General features: G+C 72.5%; 16 protein-coding genes. 7 read left to right on the top strand and 9 right to left on the bottom strand.

Translation table 11 applies throughout. The annotated features are described in order from the left end of the window. Positions 1 to 127 precede the first annotated feature (127 nt). The 3 genes from ACSP50_RS10310 to ACSP50_RS10300 all read left to right on the top strand — a co-directional run bounded on the left by ACSP50_RS10310 (position 128) and on the right by ACSP50_RS10300 (position 2,420). Positions 128 to 961 carry a chitosanase gene (locus ACSP50_RS10310; protein ID WP_014689119.1) on the top strand — a complete coding sequence of 278 codons (834 nt, stop codon included), beginning with the start codon at positions 128 to 130 and terminating at the stop codon, positions 959 to 961. Positions 962 to 1,028: 67 nt separating this feature from the next. Further along, entirely contained in the window at positions 1,029 to 1,676 is a 648-nt protein-coding gene (gene lexA / locus ACSP50_RS10305) for a transcriptional repressor LexA (protein ID WP_014689118.1), read from the top strand. Positions 1,677 to 1,760: 84 nt separating this feature from the next. Further along, on the top strand, positions 1,761 to 2,420 hold the full coding sequence (locus ACSP50_RS10300; protein ID WP_014689117.1) for a DUF6518 family protein: 660 nt from the start codon (positions 1,761 to 1,763) through the stop codon (positions 2,418 to 2,420). A 50-nt stretch (positions 2,421 to 2,470) separates the two neighbouring features. Here ACSP50_RS10300 and bfr read toward each other — a convergent pair whose 3' ends face one another. Both bfr and ACSP50_RS10290 read right to left on the bottom strand, forming a co-directional pair. Continuing rightward, the gene (bfr, locus tag ACSP50_RS10295; RefSeq protein ID WP_014689116.1) at positions 2,471 to 2,953 is read right to left on the bottom strand and encodes a bacterioferritin; all 483 of its coding nucleotides are present in this window, start codon (positions 2,951 to 2,953) and stop codon (positions 2,471 to 2,473) included. A 55-nt stretch (positions 2,954 to 3,008) separates the two neighbouring features. After that, positions 3,009 to 3,200 (bottom strand): bacterioferritin-associated ferredoxin, encoded by a 192-nt coding sequence (locus ACSP50_RS10290; protein WP_014689115.1) that lies wholly within the window; start codon positions 3,198 to 3,200, stop codon positions 3,009 to 3,011. A 154-nt stretch (positions 3,201 to 3,354) separates the two neighbouring features. On the opposite strand from ACSP50_RS10290, the gene ACSP50_RS10285 reads away from it, so the two are divergent. Next, a complete protein-coding gene (locus ACSP50_RS10285) occupies positions 3,355 to 4,710 on the top strand; it encodes a glycoside hydrolase family 6 protein (protein ID WP_014689114.1) in 1,356 nt (451 codons plus the stop codon). Between the two features lie 303 nt (positions 4,711 to 5,013). On the opposite strand, the gene ACSP50_RS10280 is transcribed toward ACSP50_RS10285, so the two are convergent. Continuing rightward, complete coding sequence (locus ACSP50_RS10280; protein ID WP_014689113.1) at positions 5,014 to 6,186, bottom strand: cytochrome P450; 1,173 nt, start codon at positions 6,184 to 6,186, stop codon at positions 5,014 to 5,016. Positions 6,187 to 6,251: 65 nt separating this feature from the next. Between ACSP50_RS10280 and ACSP50_RS10275 the strand changes: the two genes are divergently transcribed. Then, a complete protein-coding gene (locus ACSP50_RS10275; RefSeq protein ID WP_014689112.1) occupies positions 6,252 to 6,731 on the top strand; it encodes a hypothetical protein in 480 nt (159 codons plus the stop codon). Between the two features lie 63 nt (positions 6,732 to 6,794). Here ACSP50_RS10275 and ACSP50_RS10270 read toward each other — a convergent pair whose 3' ends face one another. Further along, the gene (locus ACSP50_RS10270) at positions 6,795 to 8,225 is read right to left on the bottom strand and encodes a CdaR family transcriptional regulator (protein WP_155123468.1); all 1,431 of its coding nucleotides are present in this window, start codon (positions 8,223 to 8,225) and stop codon (positions 6,795 to 6,797) included. A gap of 85 nt (positions 8,226 to 8,310) precedes the next feature. Between ACSP50_RS10270 and ACSP50_RS10265 the strand changes: the two genes are divergently transcribed. Beyond that, positions 8,311 to 10,569, top strand: a complete 2,259-nt coding sequence (locus tag ACSP50_RS10265) for an aminotransferase class III-fold pyridoxal phosphate-dependent enzyme (RefSeq protein ID WP_014689110.1) — start codon at positions 8,311 to 8,313, stop codon at positions 10,567 to 10,569. Next, positions 10,570 to 12,159 (top strand): FGGY-family carbohydrate kinase, encoded by a 1,590-nt coding sequence (locus tag ACSP50_RS10260; protein ID WP_014689109.1) that lies wholly within the window; start codon positions 10,570 to 10,572, stop codon positions 12,157 to 12,159. 8 nt (positions 12,160 to 12,167) lie between these two features. On the opposite strand, the gene ACSP50_RS10255 is transcribed toward ACSP50_RS10260, so the two are convergent. The 5 genes from ACSP50_RS10255 to ACSP50_RS10235 all read right to left on the bottom strand — a co-directional run bounded on the left by ACSP50_RS10255 (position 12,168) and on the right by ACSP50_RS10235 (position 18,817). Next, on the bottom strand, positions 12,168 to 15,200 hold the full coding sequence (locus ACSP50_RS10255) for a DEAD/DEAH box helicase (RefSeq protein WP_014689108.1): 3,033 nt from the start codon (positions 15,198 to 15,200) through the stop codon (positions 12,168 to 12,170). Between the two features lie 96 nt (positions 15,201 to 15,296). Next, positions 15,297 to 15,884: an ATP/GTP-binding protein gene (locus ACSP50_RS10250; RefSeq protein WP_043513874.1), complete on the bottom strand. Its 588-nt coding sequence runs from the start codon at positions 15,882 to 15,884 to the stop codon at positions 15,297 to 15,299. After that, positions 15,874 to 16,209: a DUF742 domain-containing protein gene (locus ACSP50_RS10245; protein WP_014689106.1), complete on the bottom strand. Its 336-nt coding sequence runs from the start codon at positions 16,207 to 16,209 to the stop codon at positions 15,874 to 15,876. The genes ACSP50_RS10250 and ACSP50_RS10245 overlap by 11 nt, the downstream gene beginning before the upstream one ends. Next, positions 16,206 to 16,631: a roadblock/LC7 domain-containing protein gene (locus ACSP50_RS10240; protein WP_014689105.1), complete on the bottom strand. Its 426-nt coding sequence runs from the start codon at positions 16,629 to 16,631 to the stop codon at positions 16,206 to 16,208. Before ACSP50_RS10240 ends, ACSP50_RS10245 begins: the two co-directional genes overlap by 4 nt. After that, positions 16,628 to 18,817 carry a nitrate- and nitrite sensing domain-containing protein gene (locus ACSP50_RS10235; RefSeq protein ID WP_014689104.1) on the bottom strand — a complete coding sequence of 730 codons (2,190 nt, stop codon included), beginning with the start codon at positions 18,815 to 18,817 and terminating at the stop codon, positions 16,628 to 16,630. The genes ACSP50_RS10240 and ACSP50_RS10235 overlap by 4 nt, the downstream gene beginning before the upstream one ends. Between the last annotated feature and the right edge of the window lie 99 nt (positions 18,818 to 18,916).

The raw sequence follows: 18,916 nt of genomic DNA, 5'->3' as shown, positions 1-18,916 counted from the left end.
CCCGGAAGCGATAGGAAAAGTGTTTAACAGTTGGCTCATAGTTGGCCACCGGGCGATCGGTGTCAAGAGCGATCTTGCGACACTCATCTATTGCTAAGCCAACTTAACAATCGTAGGCTGCGTCCCCATGCCCCTTCACATTCGCAGAAGGACGATCGCCTACGCCGCATTGTCCCTGCTCATCCCCGGTATCGCAGTCACCTACGGCCTCCTGCCGGCCGACGCCGGCACGGTCACACCATCGACGGTCGTCGCCGTCGCCAGCAAAAATCTCGACGATCCGGCGAAGAAGGAGGTCGCCATGGAGATCGTTTCGGCGGCTGAGAACTCGTCGCTCGACTGGCGCGCCCAGTTCGCCTACATCGAGGACATCGGCGACGGCCGCGGCTACACCGCCGGCATCATCGGCTTCTGTTCCGGTACCGGCGACATGCTGGAGCTGGTCGAGGCGTACACCGCCACCGAACCGTCCAACGGCCTCGCCAAGTACCTGCCGGCCCTGCGCAGGGTCAACGGCACCGACTCGCACAGCGGCCTGGGCTCGAAGTTCGTCAAGGCGTGGCGGGCGGCCGCGGCCGACCCGGTCTTCCAGGCCGCCCAGGAGTCCGAGCGGGACCGGGTGTACTTCAACCCGGCGGTCGCCGACGGCAAGGCCGACGGCGTCCGCGCGCTCGGCCAGTTCGCCTACTACGACGCCGCCGTCGTGCACGGCTACGAGGGTCTGCGCGCCATCCGCAAGCGCGCCCTGGCCAAGGCGAAACCGCCGGCCCAGGGCGGTGACGAGCGCAAATGGTTGAACGCGTTCCTGGACGAGCGGGTGGTCGAGATGAAGAAGGAGGAGGCGCACTCGGACACCAGCCGGATCGACACCGCCCAGCGGGTCTTCCTGAACAAGGGCAACTTCGACCTGAACACGCCGCTGGACTTCAAGGTCTACGGCGACCCCTACCACATCGGTTAGGTCCGGACGGGGGACCCGTGGGCGAGCCCCGTCGCGGCGACCGGAAGCGATCAGGGAAGATCGCGGGATGCTGGGCGACGACGACGCACTCGACACCTCGGTCCTGACCGAGCGCCAGCGCCGGATCCTCGGGGTCATCCGGGATTCGGCGCTGCGCCACGGCTACTCGCCGTCGACCCGGGAGATCGCCGACGCGGTCGGGCTGGCCTCCACCTCGGCGGTCGCCCGACACCTGCGGGCCCTGGAGGATCTCGGCTTCCTGCGGCGCGGCCGGGCGACCCGTCCGATCGACATCCGGATGTTCCTGCGGGCCGGCGACGGACCCCGCCGCGATCCGGGCACCATCGGGGTGCCGGTGCTCGGGGAGATCGCGGCCGGCGCCCCGATCCCGGCGCAGGAGACCGCCGACGAGGTGCTGTCGCTCCCCCGGGATCTGGTCGGCCGGGGCAGCGGCCTGTTCGCGCTGCGGGTGCGCGGCGACTCGATGATCGACGCGGCGATCTGCGACGGCGACCTCGTCGTGGTCAAGCAGCAGCCGGAGGCGTACAACGGCGACATCGTGGCCGCGATGATCGACGACGAGGCCACGGTCAAGGTGTTCCGCCGCCGCGCCGGGCACGTCGTGCTGCAGCCGCGGAATCCGGCCTACGCCGACATCGACGGTGACCGGGCCACCATCCTCGGCAAGGTCGTCTCGGTGCTGCGCAGCGTCTGATCCGACTTTCGGCCGAGGCCGGGCGCCGGGGAACCGGTCCGCAGTGCGATGCGCCGCCCGGCCTGCGTTCGTAGGCTCGATGCCATGACGATCGACACCGGGCCGGCGATCCGCACCCCGGCCTCCCGAGCCGCCGCGCTGCCGGTCGCACTGGTGGCCGGGCTGCTGCTCGGTGTGCTCGACTTCCTCTGGATCAAATTCGTACCGGGCCCGTTCGGCGGGCTGGGGAACTCGGTCGCGGTCTGGGCGGTCGCCGCGTTCCTGCTCACCTTCCGCCACCGGTGGACCCTGCGGGTCAGCCTGCTGGCCGCCGGGGTGCAACTGATCGTCGCGGTCCCCGCTTACCACCTGGCCGCCGCTCTGATCCAGCACGACGACCCGGCGAACGCCTACGACACCACCGCCCTGGCCTGGGCGGGCCTGGGCGTCGTCGCGGCGCTCGTGTTCGGCACCGGCGGCGCGCTGGCACGCGGGGCGAGGACCCCGGACACGGTGCGGCATCTCGCGCTCGCCCTGCCCGGCGCGGTGCTGTTCGCCGAGGCGGGCCTGCAGCTGCGCCGGATCGGGGAACCGTCCTACTCGACGGGCGCGCTGACCGCGTACGCCGCGATTCTGCTCTTCCTGGGCCTGCTGACGACCGTGCTGATGGTGCCGGCCTGGCGCCGTCGCGGCCTGGTTCTGGCCCTGGCCCTGCCACTCACCGCGGCCGGTTTCGTCGCGTTCGACCTGACCGGCCTCCACTGACGCGCGGTGGGCCGCTTCCCCCTGCGGCCCACCGCGCCCGGCGGGCCTCCTCAGCCGGCTTCCGGGTGTTCGATCACGTTCTGCAGGTAGAGCGGCTCGCCGAGCTTCTCGATCAGGCCGAGCTGGGTCTCCAGGTAGTCGACGTGGTGCTCCTCGTCGGCGAGGATGTCCTCGAAGATCCGGGCCGAGGTGATGTCGCCGACCGACCGCATGTAGTCGTGCCCGCGGCGCAGCCGGTCGACCGCCTCCACCTCGATCTTCATGTCGCACTCGAACTGTTCCCTGACCGACTCGCCGATCCGGAGCGCGAACAGCTTCTGGTAGTTCGGCAGGCCGTCGAGGAACAGGATCCGGTCGGTGAGGACCTCGGCGTGCCGCATCTCGTCGATGGACTCGGCCCTGGTGTGCTTGGCCAGCACGGTGTAACCCCAGTTGTCCTGCATCTTGGCGTGCAGGAAGTACTGGTTGATCGCGGTCAGTTCCGCGGTGAGCTGCTCGTTGAGGAACTCGATGACACGGGCGTCACCTTGCATGCCTAAATACCCCCATAACGTGACTTTTCGGGGATAAGAGTACTTGCCGTAATCGCTAGGCAGCGGAGGGTAGTCGCGTGTCGGCGCAGCCCTCCTCCTCGATCAGGTCGGCGATCCGGTCCAGGCAGCTGCCGCACCCGGTGCCGGCGCCACACGCGTCGCCGACCGACGCCTCGGTGCGCGCGCCGCAGCGGATGGCGGTGCGCACATCGCGTTCGCGGACGTGGTGACAGATGCAGACGAACATCGGCGACGACCTTTGCAACGGTTAGCCTTACCTTGCTTAGGGTGCCCTAAAACCCCTGCTCACGCAATTGCCCCGCAGGATATTGATTCATACAGATTGCTAACCGATATCGATACGTTTACGGTGGGAGCGCTCCCAAGCGGAAGGAACGCTCATGTCCCCCGTATCCCCCGGCACCAGATGGCTGGCCGCCGCGGCCGCCGGCGCCACCGTCGCGGCCGGCGCCGTCCTGCTCACCACCGGCACCGCCGAGGCCGGCACGATCAGCGGCCCGCTCTACCGCGACCCGGACACCGCGGTGGCCCGCTGGGTCGCGGCCCACCCGAACGACTCCCGCACCGCCGCGATCCGCGACCGGATCGCCAGCCAGCCGGCCTCCCGCTGGTTCGCCGACTTCAACCTCGGCACCATCGGCTCGGAGGTCGCCGGCTACGTGAACGCGGCGAACGCGGCCGGACAGATCCCGGAGCTGACCGTCTACGGCATCCCCGACCGGGACTGCGGCGGGGCCAGCGCCGGCGGCGCGCCGGACCTCAACCAGTACCAGAACTGGATCTCCGCGATCGCCGCCCACCTGGGCAACCGGACCGCGATCGTGCTACTCGAACCGGACTCGATCGCGCTGCAGACCTGCCTGAGCGCCGACCAGGTCACCGCCCGCGACGAGGCCCTGGCCACCGCCACCCGGACGCTCAAGGCGGCGAATCCGAACGCCAAGGTCTACCTCGACGCCGGCCACTCCGCCTGGAACAGCGCGGGCGAGCAGGCGAACCGGCTGGCCGCGGCGGGCGTCGCGAACGCGGACGGCTTCTACAGCAACGTGTCCAACTTCAACCCGACGTCGGCCGAGGTCAGCTTCGGCAAGGCGGTGATCTCGGCGCTGAACGGGCGGGGCATCTCCGGCAAGCACCAGATCGTCGACACCAGCCGCAACGGGGGCGCCTCCGGGGACTGGTGCGGGGACGACAACACCGACCGCCGGATCGGCCTCTACCCCACCACCAGCACCGGGGACGGCGACGTGGACGGTTACCTGTGGGTGAAGCCGCCGGGCGAGGCGGACGGCTGCCGGTACGCGGCCGGCTCGTTCCAGCCGGACCTGGCGTTCAGCCTGGCCAACGGCGTCCCGAACCCGCCGTCGCCCAGCTCGCCCTCGCCCGGCTCACCGTCGCCCAGCTCGGCCTCGCCCGGTTCCTCGCCGGCACCGAACCCGGGCGGTGCCGCCTGCTCGGCGACCTACCGGGTGACCAGCTCCTGGCAGGGCGGCTACCAGGCCGCGGTCACCGTCACCGCGGGCCGGGCGATCACCGGCTGGACGGTCGGCTGGACCCTGGCCGGCGGCCAGACGATCAGCCAGGCCTGGAACGGCACGCTGAGCGTCAGCGGCTCGGCGGTCACCGTCCGCAACGTGTCCTGGAACGGCTCGCTGGCGTCCGGCGCGACGGCGGACTTCGGACTGATCGGCACCGGCGCGGCCACCACGCCGGCGCTGACCTGCACCGCGGCCTGACCGATCAGGATCGTCATCCAGGGCGGGGCGCACCGACCGACGAAGTCGGTCGGTGCGCCCCGGATCGTCCGCTGTGGAGCTTCATGCTGTTCGATGACGGGATGCGGGTCGCGGTTGCTTCCGCGGCCTGGTCCCGATCGAGCCTGCGCCGGGTTCGGCCTGACCTTCGTCCTCGGCCCGGGGCGGCACCCGGTCGCCCACCCGGTCCGTGGCGGCGAGCTGATCAACATCGTGGCACGCCGCCGACGAGCGCACCGCACGCCGGTGGAACCTGCCGCGGATGGTCGCCTGGATCCACGACGTCTACGCCGCGATCGACACCGGCAGCGAGGCGTAGGACGGGATCAGCACCCTACGGCGGTACGTTCGCCGCCCGATCCGCCACGGCCCGTCGCCGGCCAGCAGGGTGCGCAGCAGGCCGGCGATCTCGGCCCGGGCGACCGGCGCCCCCAGGCACAGGTGCCGGCCCGCCCCGAACCACAGCTGCCGCTGCTCCGGCAGGTAACCGCGGTCCAGGTCGAAGCCGCCGGCCGCGTTGTTCGCGGTCCAGGTCAGCATCAGCACCCGCTCCCCGGCCCGCAGCCGCCGCCCGTCCACGGTCACGTCCGCGCTGACCGCGCGCCCGATCAGCGGCGCCGGTGTGGTCACCCGCAGCCCCTCACGGACCGCGTCGGGCAGCCGGTCCGGCTCGGCCCGCAGCCGGTGCTGCGCCCCGGTGTCGTGCAGCAGCGCCACGGTCCGGGCCATCGCGCTGGCCGCGGTCTCGGTGCCGGCCACCATCAGCAGCGTGGCCAGCCCCTCCGCCTGCCGCTGGTCGAGGCCGAGCTCCCGGCAGCGGCCCAGCACGGTCTCCGGCGGCGCGGTGCGCCACGACCCGGCGACGTTGGCGGTCAGCCGGGCCACGATGGCCCTGGCCCGGCCGACCGTCTCCGGCGCGAGGTGCGTGGAGGCGGTGGTGCCCAGAGCCAGGGCGGCGAGTTCCTCGCCGGTCGAGAAGATCTGCCGGTACGCGTCGTCGTGGTCCGCCGCGGGGATCCGCAGCAGGTCCGCGACGATCCGGCCGACCAGCACCCGGGCGAGATCGGCCACGTCGACCGTGCGCCCGGCCCGCAGCTGCGCACCCGCCCGGGCGAGCCGCGGCCCGATCACCCGGTCGGTCAGCTGCCGGGCGCTCTCGTCGGTGAACAGGTCCCGGGTCCGGGTCCGCAGCCGGTGGTGCCCGGGCCCGTCGAAGATCTCGTAGACCCAGTCACCGAGCACCTGCGCCCAGAGATGCCCGACCCCGCCCTCGCCGAGCAGGGTGAAATGCTCCGGATCGTTGAGGATCCGCCGGGCGGTCAGCGGGTCGGCGGTCACCCAGCCGACCCGCGGCACCCGGCGCAGCCGGCGGGCCAGCCGACCCGCGGTCAGCAGGAGCGGCAGCCTGGGGTGCGCGGCGGCGAGAACACGGAACTCATGACGCCCGGCGATGTCCATCACCCCGCCATCCTCACCCGTCGCCGCCCCGCGCGCCCTTTCCCGGTGCTGATACCGTCCGGCCGGTGACCTCGCCCACCCCCGGCCGCCAGGCCGCCGGCTGCGCGAGCGGGCTGGGCTGCGGCGTCGTGGTGCTGATCGTGGCCGCCGCGCCGCTCGCCCTGGTCTGGCTGGTGCTGCGCTGGGCCGGCGTGCATCTGCCCAGCCTCGTCACCGTGCTGCACGGGCCGCCGGCCGGGACCGGCTGGCTGGCGCTGAGCACGATCGCCGCGCTCGCCGTCCTGGTGGTCGGTGCCGGGCTGGTCGCCTGGATGTTCCTCAGCGACTCGGTGCCCGAGCCGCTGCCCCGGCGGGTGTACCTGGTCTGGCTGATCCCGGCCCTGCCGGTGCTGGACCTGGTGTCGATCGTCGTGGCCTGGATCTGCCGGGCGCTCGGTCACCCCGACGCGGCCCGCCTGCTCGGCACCGGCCCGTGGCTGGCCGGCGCTGCCCTGGCCACGGTCGCCGCGGTCGTCTACAGCGGCCTGGTGGCCAACGACCGCTGACCGGGCCCGGCCGTCGCCCCCGAACCGTATGCCGCCGGCCTGGCCCTGAGCCGCCCCGGCGGCTCAACGGCCCCGGTTGCGCGGATGGTTCCTGGCCGCGCGCTCGTTGCCGTGGCGGTAGTTGCCGGTGACCCGGGCCATCAGCTCCTGCGGGTCGCCGGTGTCCACGTCGGCCAGGAAGCGGGCCGCGACCGGGCCGCGCAGCACGCCGGCGGGCCGGCCGTGGTGGAGTATCTCCACGTCGCCGTTCTTACGGATGCGGTAGGTGAATCCCTCAGGTGTGCCGGACATCGCTGCATCCTCGTCAGGGACGGCGCCGGCGGCCATCGAATTTCGCGTCGCCCGGTGGGTCAGGACCACCAGCAGCTCGAACCGGGCGGCCGGGTCGTCCAGGTCCGGGCCGAGCAGGTCGCGCAGGCGGTTCAGGCGGTAGCTGACCGTCTGCGGGTGCACGAACAGCTCGGCCGCCACCGCGCCCCGCGATCCCCAGTGCCGCAGCCACGACTCCAGCGTCACCAGCAGCTGCTCGCGCTGCGCCGGCCGCAGGTCGTGCAGCGCCGCCAGCCGCCGGGAGGACAGCGCGGCGAGCGCGCCCGGCTCGCCGCGCAGGGCCAGCGCCGCGAAATGGTCCTCGACGAAGACCGGGCCGGTACCGGTGCCGAACAGCTCGGCGACCCGCTCGGCGAGCCGGACCGCCTCGGGCGCCTCGGGCCACGGCAGGGCCGGCCCGACCGCCGCCGGACGCCCGTCGAACGCCTCGGCCAGCGCCGCCCGCCCGGCGCGCGGCCCGGCACGCAGCAGCAGCACCGCGTCCCCGGCCCGCTCGGCGACCACGCCGTCGGCGGCGAACCGGAACCGCGCGTCCCGCGCCTGATCGGGCGGGAGCAGCACCGGCACCACCCGGTCCAGGGCCGCCCAGCCGATCGCGGCGGCCGCCTCGCGGGCCACGTCCGCCGGGGCGCCGCCGCGCAGCAGCAGGTCGGCCACCCGGCGGCGGCGCCGGTCCCCCTCGCCGGCCTGCTCGCGCAGCTGCCGGGCCAGCCCGTCGGTGCAGGCGGTGGCGAGCTCGTCGACGAACGCGCTGGTCGCGTCGGACAGATCGATGATCTCCTCGACGGCCACCGGCGCACCGGCCCGCGCATCGACCAGAGCCTGGGAAGCGGCCCGCAGGAGCAGCCGGGCGGCCGTGCGCAGTCCGCCGAGCAGCAGCTCCGGCCCCCGGTTCTCGCGGGCTTCGGCGGCGCCCAGCGCGACGAACACCTCCCGGATCCGCGGCGGCAGCGCCGGATCGTCGGTGCCGGCCAGGTCGAGGAAGCGGTCCAGGGCGACCCGGACCGCGGTGTGCACGTCCCGGTCGAATTTCGCCCCGGCGGTCTCCGCGACGGCCGGGTCGGCGGCCGCGACCGCCTCGGCGATCGCCGGCACGATGGCCGGCAGCCGGGGCCGCATGGCGGCGGCGAGGTCGGCCGGCACCCGCCGCCAGGGAGTCGTCACACCGGGATTTTGTCACCCCGTGCTAACAACCGGCCAGCAGATCGCGCGCCGGACCACGGTGCTTCATACCCTGATCGGAGTGACGATGGTGCCGGTCACACCCGACACACCAGGATCGGATCCCGCCGTGAAACACCGGATGTCCCGCCGGCACGTGGTCGACATGTGCCGGACGATGCTCGACCGCGGCTACCTGAAGGCGACCGAGGGCAACGTCTCGGTGCGCATCCCGGGCCACGAGCTCTACGCCGTCACGCCGAGCAACTACGACTACGACAGGATGCGCGTCGAGGACGTCTGCATCGTCGACTTCCGCGGTCGGCACGTGCCGGACGAGGGCGGCGCGGGCGGCCTGGTGCCGTCGATCGAGTGCGGGATGCACGCCAACATCTACCGGGAGCGGCCGGATGTGAACGCGATCGTGCACACCCACCAGCCGTACGCGTCGGCGCTGGCCTTCCTGCGCAAGCCGATCCCACCGCTGACCGACGAGCAGGTGCGCTTCCTGGGGCGCGAGGTGGCGATCATCGACTACGCCCCGTCGGGCACCGGGTTCCTGGCCAAGAACGTCCAGAAGAAGGTGAAGAGCGGGGACAACGCCTTCATCATCGCGAACCACGGGGTGGTCGCGGTGGGCACCGATCCGTCGCGCGCGGTGTTCAACATGGCGCTGCTGGAGAAGGTGTCGATCGCCTATCTGATGGCCCTGGCCTCGGAGGCGGGCAAGGTCTACACGATCCCGGCGACGATCCGCGAGATCGCGTTCAGCAAGCTGAAGAGGGACGAGGCGCGGATCGCGTCGCAGATCGTCGACGCGGTGGAGCCGGTCCGGGTTGCCGAGGACGAGGAGCTGCCGTCGGTCGCCGAGGTCGTCACCGCGCAGACCTCCGACGAGTCGCACGGCTACATGATCAGTGAATACCTCGACGTGCCGGACACCATGCGGCGCCTCAAGGCCCTCGTCGACCAGCCGATCCGCGGGCTGCGGCACGACGCGCTGCTGGACACGCTCGACTACTTCGCGACCAGGTGCACGGCCAGCAGAGAGATCACCGAGCGGGCCAAGAGGTTCATTCCCGGCGGCGTCCAGCACAACCTCGCCTTCAACTACCCGTTCCCGCTGGCCATCGACAAGGCCGAGGGCGCGTACCTGACCGATCGGGACGGCAACGTCTACATCGACTTCCTGCAGGCCGGTGGTCCGACGATCCTGGGCAGCAACTATGCCCCGGTGAACGCGAAGGTGGCCGACGTGATCCGGGAGAGCGGGCCGGTCACCGGCCTGTTCCACGAGTACGAGCTGAAGCTCGCCGAGATCATCAACCGGTACATGCCGCACATCGAGATGTACCGGTCGCTGGGCTCCGGCACCGAGGCCGTGATGGCCGCGGTCCGGGCGGCCCGGGCGCACACCGGCAAGAAGATGGTGATCAAGGTCGGCGGGGCGTACCACGGCTGGTCCGACACGGTCGTCTACGGCCTGCGGGTGCCGGGCAGCTTCCGGATGAACGCGAAGGGCATCCCGTGGGGCGCCACCGGCCGCACCCGCGAGGCGTTCCCGCACGACCTGGGCACCCTCAAGCGCAAGCTGGTCGAGAACCGGGCGCGCGGCGGCACCGCCGCGGTGATCGTCGAGCCGTTCGGCCCGGAGTCCGGCACCCGGCCGGTGCCGCACGGCTACAACGCGGCGGTCCGCAGGCTGTGCGACGAGTTCGGCGCGATGCTGATCTTCGACGAGGTGGTGACCGGTTTCCGGACCGGGATGGGCGGGGCGGCCGGGTACTTCGGGGTGACCCCCGACCTGACCGTGTTCGGCAAGGCCGTCTCGGGGGGCTACCCGATGGCCGGCGGCGTCGGCGGCGGCGCCGACGTGATGAGCGTGTTCGGCTCCGGCCTGGACGGCAAGAGCGGCGCGCACATCCAGGTCGGCGGCACCCTGTCGGCCAACCCGCTGTCCTGCGCGGCCGGCTACTTCGCGATCCAGGAGATGGCCCGGACCAACGCGCCGGTGATCGCCGGCCGGGCCGGCGACCGGCTCACCCGTGGCCTGCAGAAGCTGATCGACAAGTACGGGCTGCCGTACGTCGCGTACAACCAGGGTTCGATCGTCCACCTGGAGTGCAGCGGCGTGATGCTGCTCGACATGCGCAACCCGCTCAAACTGCTCAAGGAGAACAAGGCGCGCAAGACCCTGATGGAGCAGATGGGCGCGGCCTACGCGGCGCACGGCATCATCACCCTGGCCGGCTCCCGGATGTACACCTCGATGGCCGACACCGACGAGGTCATCGACGACGCCCTGTCCCGGTTCGACCAGGTGTTCGCGCTGGTCGAGGGGGTCTAGGTGGCCGTCCCTCCGCAGATTCTCGCCGTCGACCTGGGCACCTCCGGGATGAAGGCGGCCCTGGTGGCCGCGGACGGCACGGTCACCGGGTGGGCCGAACGCCCGGTGCCGCTCGTGGTGCTGCCCGGCGGTGGCGCCGAGCAGGATCCGATCGCCTGGTGGGACGCGCTCGCCGAGGTCGTCGCCGACCTCGGCCGGGCATTCCCGGACCACCTGCGCGCGGTCACCACGATCTGCTCGTCGACGCAGGGCGAGGGGACCATCGCGGTCGACGCGGCCGGGGCGCCGCTGACCCGATGCATCTCCTGGCTCGACATGCGCGGGGCGGCACATCTGCGGAGGCAGTTCGGCGGGTTCCCGGCGTACGACGGCATCTCGGTCCGGAGGATCGCCCGATGGCTGCGGCTCACCGGTGGCATGCCGTCGGTGACCGGAAAGGATCCGGCCGCGCACATGCTCTTCGTGCGGGACGAGATGCCGGCGGTCTACGCGCGGACGCAGACCTTTCTGAACGTGCTGGACTGGATCAACCTGAAGCTCACCGGCCGCACGGTCGCCACCGTCGACTCGATCCTCACCTCGTGGGTCACCGACAACCGGAAGGCCGACGCCATCCGGTACGCGCCGTCGCTGGTCGCCGCCAGCGGGATCGACCGGGACAAGTTCCCGCCGATCGTGTCGTGCACCGAGGTGATCGGCACGCTCGCCCCCAGCGCTGCCGATCACCTCGGCCTGCCCGCATCCGTTCAGGTGGTGGCCGGAGCGATCGACAACACCGCGGCGGCCATCGGGGCCGGCACGGTGCGCGACAACGAGCCGCACCTGTACCTGGGGACGTCGTCGTGGATCGCGGCGCACGTGCCGAGGAAGAAGACCGACGTCGGCAGCGGCATCGCGTCGATCCCGTGCGCGCTGCCGGACCGGTACCTGATGACGGCGCTGCAGGCGACCGCGGGGGCGAACCTGACCTGGCTGCGGGACAAGATCGTCGAGTTCGACGACCCGCTGGTGTCGGCCGGCCATGTCAGCCGCGACGAGGGCACCATCTTCGACGCCTTTGACAAGATCATTCCAAGTGTGCCGGCCGGGGCGGACGGGGTGCTCTACATGCCCTGGCTCTACGGCGAGCGGGCGCCGGTCGACGACCCGCACCTGCGGGCCGGATTCCTCAACATCTCGCTGCAGACGACTCGGTCGGACCTGCTGCGGGCGGTGTTCGAGGGGGTCGCGCTGAACACCCGGTGGATGGCGAAGGCGGTGGACCGGTTCCTCGGGACACCGGTGTCCACCATGGTGATCACCGGCGGGGCCGCGCGGTCGAGCTCGTGGTGTCAGATCTTCGCCGACGTGCTGGGGATCGAGATCCGGCGGGATGCCGATCCGGTGGTGGTCAACGCGCGCGGGGCGGGTTGGATCGGTGCGGTCGGGGCTGGCATGATCAACTTTGCCGACATCTCGGACTTAGCGCGCAACGACCAGATTTTCACCCCGGGGCCGAATCACGCCGCCTATGACGACATTTATAAGATCTACACCACTCTGCACAAGCGGCTGGCGCCGATCTACCGCAGCCTCCACCAGAAAACCTGAGATCACCATCAGGCCGGGGTACGCCCTGAGCCCACCGCCGCGGCCAGCTCCAGCGCCGCGCGCCGGACGTCCCCCTGCCAGCGGCTGGGAAACGCGTCGACCAGCCGCCACCCCGCGCGGTGCAGAACCGCCTGGCGTTCCGCGTGCACCTCGGGGCCGTCCGGGTGCACGGCACACAGCACCCCGACGAACTGCCCGCCGCCGGTCAGCCCCGCGCCCTCCCGCATCCCTGCATCTCGCTCCGCCACGGCCGGCGCCGCACTCGCTCGTGCCCTCTTCCCCGGCTCCTCGACGGCCGGCACCGCACCCTCTCGCGCCCCTTCGCCCCGCTCTTCGACGGCCGGCACCGCACCGCCGATGCAGAGGTCGACGATCCACGGCCCGACCCGGTATCCGGCCCGGACCTCGACGTCGAGCCGGCGCAGCTCGGCGGCGAGCTCCCCGGCCCAGCCGCCGGGCTCGACCGGCGCCGGGGCGACGGGGCGCGGCTCTTCGGCGTGTTCCAGATAGTCGCCGAGCAGTCCGGCCGGCCGGGTCAGCGAGGTCAGCACGATCAGCCGCCGCCGGGCCCGGGTCACCATCACATTGAACAGCTGCGCGTCGGTGACGAATCGCCGACGGCTCGGCGGGTCCCCGTCCAGCAGGGCCAGCGAGACGATCACCACCTCGGCCTCGCTGCCCTGGAAGGCGTGCACGGTGCCGACCCGCAGGCGCAGCTCCCCGATCCGTTCGGCGGGCAGCGCGGCGAGCAGCGCCGCTTCCAGCGCCTCGGCCTGCGCCCGGAACGGGCTGACCACCCCGATCCCCCGCACCCCGGCCGCGGCCAGTCGCTCCACCTGCTTCAGCGCCGCCTCCACCTCCGCCTCGTTGACCCCCTTGACCAGCTCAGCGGCCTGCACGTGGACCACGTCGACCGCATCGGTCGCGTCCGCCGGCGGGGTGCGGGTCATCACCGACACCCGATCGCCGTAGAACCTGCGCGCCGGGAAATCGATCAGGTGCGGCACACTGCGATGGTGCTCGGCCAGCCAGGTCGCCGGCGCGCTCGCCGCCGCCAGGTCGTAGGTGCTGACCCGTCGCACGTCCAGCCGCTCGTCCGCGCCGTGCCGGTCCAGCACCTGGGTCACATCGACATCACTGACGAACGACACGAACCGCAACTGCCGCGGATCACCCACGATCAGTGCCCGCCGCGCCCGGGCCAGCACCGGCGCCGCCCGGATCTGATCCACATGGGACGCCTCGTCGATCACCACCAGGTCGAACAACCCCGGCTCCGGCGGCAGCAGATCCTCCACGTCGGCGACCGTCCCGATCCACAGCGGCAGCGCCCCCACCAGCGGCGCCGCCTCCATCCGGGCGAGCAACTCCCGGCGCCGGTTCCGACCGGCCCGCAGCGCGGTGGCCAGCGCCCCGGCCGCCCGGCGCGCGTCCGGCGTCCAGCGGACCGAACTGCGCGCCGCATCCCGCATCGCCGCGCCGGCCAGGGTCCGCAACTCCGCCTCGGCCCGGTGCAGCGCCGCCCATGGCGCACCGAGGTCGGTCCCACCGGTGGCGGCGAGCTGCGCCGCCGCCCGCTGCGCGGTCGCGACGGTCAAAGCCTGCACCAGGACGCTCGCCGGTACGTCGTCGGCAGCCCCGGCCAGCCGATAAGCCTTCCGCCGCGCCCGCTTCGCCCGCCACCGCCCCCACCAGCCACCGGATTGCCCACCATCCACGTTCCCGGCGCCCGCATTCCCGGCGCCCGCATTCCCGGCGCCCGCATTCCCGGCGCCCGCATTCCCGGCGCCCGCATTCCCGGCGCCCGGTGGACTCGTCCAGCCGCCGCCCGCGCCGGCGGCATCGAGGAGGCGTCGGATCTCGGTGAGGTCGACGCTGCCGTCGAAGGCGCCGGGCGCGATCGCGGACAGCCGCGGCAGATCGGCCTGCAGATCCGGAAGGGACGCGGCCGCCGCCTCCACCGCCAGGGCGTGACGAATCTCGGCCTGCTGACGACGTACCGCCGCAGCGGCGGCCTGGACCCGCTCCCGGCCGGAACGGACCAGCGACAGCGGGACGCCCTGACCCGCCCCCGCGGTCAGCTCCGCCTCCAACGCCGCATGACCGCTGCCGAACAGCACCGGTGGCGGCCCCGGATACCGGCTCAGTAGTCGTGCCAGCACCTCCGCGGCATGCGGCGACTGTGTTGCCACCAGCACCGATCCACCGCGATCCACCACTTCGAGCGCGGCTGCGACGACCGTGTGGCTCTTCCCGCTGCCCGGCGCGCCGGAGACCACCGTGACCGGTTCTGACCTCGCCCGCACGACAACCTGCCGCTGCGGCCCGGTCAACGGCAGCGGCGAGATGACCGGGTCACCGCAGCGCCCCGCCGGCTCGTCGCCGGTCCCGGCCGGTGCTGCGCCTGCGCCGTAGATCGCGGCCAGCGCCGTCCCGCCCAGCTCGCGCCCGGCCCAGCTGCGCAGACTGTCCGCGAGTCCGACCCCGAACACGTCCCGGACCACGAACAACGCGGGTGCGGCGATCAGGTGCAGTCCTTCGGCCGGGATCCGCTGCCGGTGTTCCAGTACCCGGTCGACGGTGAACCCGGTGGCCCCCGCGACCGATTGCAACCATGACCGGCTGCCGGTCGCCTCCAGCCACCCGGGCGTCGCCAGCCCGGGCGCCGCCTCCAGCGCCGCGGCCAGCTCCCGGTCCTCGACCAGCGGCGTGACCTCCAGATCCCCGGCCGGCACCACCTTGTAGGCGAGCAGCGACCGGTCCAGCCGCACCGGCTGGCTCAGCAGCGGCAGCCGGATCCTGCGCACCTTCCCGTCGACCTCGGCCCGCCCGGCGAGGAACCCCCACCCGCGATGCAGGATCCGCTCGTCCCGGTGCAGCGCCGCCAACCCCGCCAGCCGCTCCACGGTCGTATCCCGCGGCGCCTTCTCCGCCGTCTCCAGCCAGACGAACGGCTGCGCCCCGCGCGTGACGTCCAGCGTCCGCTCCCCGGCAGCCGGCGCGAGCTCAGCCAACACCTCAAGAACAGTCCGCGGCCCCATCGCGCCCGACCCTACCGCCCACCAGCCACCCGCCCACCCGCCCGGACAGTGCGAAGCGGTCAGCCCCGGTAGGCGATCGGGATGGTCCAGCCGGTCCTACGACATGGCGGCGCGTTCCAGGCGGCGGGTGAGGACCCGTTCGGTGAGGGCGACCAGCACCTTCTTGACCGAGTCCCGGCGGCGGGCGTCGCAGTCGACGAGGGGCAGGTCGCCGGCGAGGCCGAGGGCCTCGCGGATCTCCGCATGGTCGAAGTGCCGCGACCCGTCGAAGGTGTTGACGCCGATGATGAACGGGATGTCGTGGTCCTCGAAGTAGTCGATGGCCGGGAAGCAGTCCTCGATCCGCCGGGTGTCGACCAGCACGATGGCGCCGAGGGCGCCGTCGACCAGGTCGTCCCAGAGGAAGGCGAAGCGGTCCTGGCCGGGGGTGCCGAACAGGTAGAGCAGCAGCGTCTGGTCGAGGGTGATCCGGCCGAAGTCGAGGGCGACGGTGGTGGTGGTCTTCTGGGCGACCGCCGAGGTGTCGTCGACGCCGATCGACTTCTCGGTCAGTTCCGCCTCGGTGACCAGCGGCTCGATTTCGGAGACGGCGCCGACGAAGGTGGTCTTGCCGACGCCGAAGCCGCCGCTGATGACGATTTTGACGGCGACCGGGGGTGACGCCGTGCGGGTCTCAGAGCGCACGAACACGGTCCCGGATCCTCTCGATCAGCGTGGTGGACAGTTCGCCGGGGGCCTGGTCGACCAGGACGAACCCGTCGGTGATCAGGTCGGCGACGACGACCCGGACGACGCCGAGCGGGACGCCGACCGCGGAGGCCAGGTCGGCGATGGACATCGGACGCTGGCACAGTTCGACGATCCGGCGGGATTCGAAGCGCAGCGGGGCGGACAGGGCGGCCGGCGCGGCGTACAGCTGCGTCTCGATCCGCAGTCCGTCGTGCATCGGCTCGGTGCGGCCGCCGGTGATCATGAACGGACGGACGATCGGCCCGTCGTCGGGGTTCATCGGGGCAGGCTCCGCCGGGACTCGGCGATCAGCGCCGGGGTGAGCAGGTCGCCGAAGCGTTCGGCGAGGCGGGAGATCTCGTAGCCGACCAGTCCGAGGTCGCTGTCGCCGCCGGCCACCACGCCGAGGCAGCTGCCGCCCGGGATGACCGAGATGACCAGGAAGCCGCGGCGCATCTCGATCATGATCAGTTTCAGCCCGTCGAACTCGTACCGTCGGGACGCGGTGCGGGCCAGGCTGGCCATGCTGGACACGATCGCGGCGAGTTGGTCGGCCTCGGCGCGGCTGAGTCCGTCGGAGCCGGCGATCAGCAGCCCGTCGGACGAGACGGCGACCGCGTCGCGCACCCCGTCGGTCTGGTGGACGAAGTTGCCGAGCATCCAGTTGAACTGGTGCCGATCGGCGGGCGCTTCCACGCTCATCGATGCTCCTCGGAGGTCGTGACGAAGGTGCCCCGCTGTATGCCGTCGCGGAGCGCGGTCAGCCGGTCGCGTACCGCGTCGGGTGAGTCAATGAGGTTCACGGTGGTGTCGTCGCGCGAGGTCCGCGCGGGCGCCGGTTCCGCGCGGCGCGCCCGGGGGATCCGCTTGCGCAACCCGTTGGCGGTACGGTCGGGTCCGCCGAGTTCCGGCGGGGTCTGCCGTTCGGTGACCACCACGTAGTCGACTTCCAGCGCCCGGGGCCGGATCCGCACCGGCTCGGTGGTGCGCGGTTGCTCCCGGGGCGGCGCGGGCGCCGGGGAGGGGGCGATCGGCAGGTCGGCGGCGAGCAGGTCGGCGGGGAGGCTGATCCGCGCGGTCACCCCGGTCACCGCGGACGGGGTGAGCCGCACGTCGGCGTTCATCTCGGCGGCGAGCCGGCCGACCACGTAGTGGCCGAGGTACTTGGCCGGTCCGGTCATGAAGTCGCCCTCGCCGCGCAGCCGCTGGTTGGCCCGGGCCAGGTCCTCCTCGCTCATCCCGACGCCCTGGTCGCAGACGGCGATCAGGTAGCCGTCGCCGATCCGCCGCCCGTGGATCTCGACCTCGACGTCGGGCGGCGAGAAGGTGAGCCCATTCTCGATCAGCTCGGCCAGCATGTGGGCCAGCCCGGTGGCGACGGTGCCCTGCACCATCGCGTCGTCGAGCCGGCGCAGCACCACCCGCCGGTACTCCTCCACCTCGGAGACCGCGGCCCGGATCACGTCGGACAGCGGCAGCGGGCCGGGCCACTGCCGCGGGCTGGCCGCGCCGACCAGCACCAGCAGGCTTTCCGCGTTGCGCCGCATCCGGGTGGCCAGGTGGTCGAGCTCGAACAGGTTGGCCAGGCCGCCCGGGCTGGACTCCTCGCGTTCCAGCCGGGTGATGAAGCCGAGCTGCCGGCGCAGCAGGTTCTGGTTGCGCCGGCCCAGGTCGGCGAGGGATTCGGCAGTGCCGCGACGGATCCGGGCCTGTTCGGTGGCGAGCGCGTACGCGGTGGTCCGCACCCGGTCCAGCGCGTCGGCGACCCGGCGCACCTCGGCGCTGGCCCCGGGGATGACCGGGATCGGGTCGGGTGGCCCGGCGTCGTCGCCGGCCGCGGCCCGCCGGACCGCCACCGGGAGCCGCTCGCCGGCCAGCCGGTCGGCTTCGGCGGCCAGCGCGGCCAGTGGCTCGGCCAGTGACCGGGTGGCCCCGATCGCCAGGTAGGCCGATCCGGCCAGGCAGAGCAGCACGATCGCGGAGAGCACCCCGAGCCGCAGGGTGGCGCGTTCGCGCAGATCCTGGGCGCGGGCCAGGGTGTGGTCGCCGATCTGCCCGGCGAGCGCGGTCATCTCGTCGAGCATCGTGGCCACCGAGGCCCACCAGGAGCCGGCGTCGGCCTGCAGCCGCTGCCGGTCGCCGGCGCGCAGGGCGGCCGCCTCGACGGCCCGGGCCTGCTGGGCGGCCCCGCTGGACAGCAGGGCGGTCTTGGCGGCCGCGGCCTGCGGGTCGGCGAACTCGTCGAACTCGCCGAGTGCCAGGTCGCGGTTGGCGGCGATGGCCAGCAGCCGGGAGAATTCGCCGGTCTGGAAGCGGCCGGCGGTGATCACGCCGTCCAGGAACACCCACTCCTGGGCGGTGGCCTCCTTGACCTCGGTGAGCATCTCCAGCGACTCGGCGTCGCGGCGCAGGTCGAGGTCGTCGACGATCTCCAGGTGCCGGGTGTCGTCGCCGAGGCCCTCGATCAGTTTGGTGTAGGCGTCGAAGGTGTCGTCCCGGGCGTCCTGGCCGGCGTCCGCCCGGTCGCGGATCCGGCCCAGGTCGGTCAGGGAGTCGAGGGCGGCGCTGGCGGTGCCGCCGAGGGCCGAGCGCACGGTGGCCCGCTGGCTGTCGACGCGGGCCCGGGCCGGGGCGATCCGGTCCCGGAAGGCGGTGTTGCCGCCGATCACCGCGACGGTCAGGCCGCGTTCGTTCTGCAGTTCCTGGATCAGACTCTGCAGGCCGAGGATCAGGGTGACCCGGTGGGCCGTGGCGGTCGCGTTGCGGTAGCGGCCGATCTCGTTGCCGTAGATCACCGCCAGCAGGGCCAGCATCGCCGCGAGGGGCAGGGCCAGCATGCGGACCACCCGGCCCCGGATGGTCTGATCGCGTTCGGTCCTGCGCGCCATGTCGCTGTCCCTTCGCCGCGGTGGAACCGCGGGGTGTGACCGCGGATGAAGCTGCGGGTGAACGTCTGAAGCCGTTCCGTGACCGCCGCCAAGAATTGG

Source organism: Actinoplanes sp. SE50/110, from assembly GCF_900119315.1.
Classification (GTDB): domain Bacteria; phylum Actinomycetota; class Actinomycetes; order Mycobacteriales; family Micromonosporaceae; genus Actinoplanes.
Note: the sequence above shows the minus strand (reverse complement) of the source record. Positions and strands in the feature narration are given on the sequence as shown.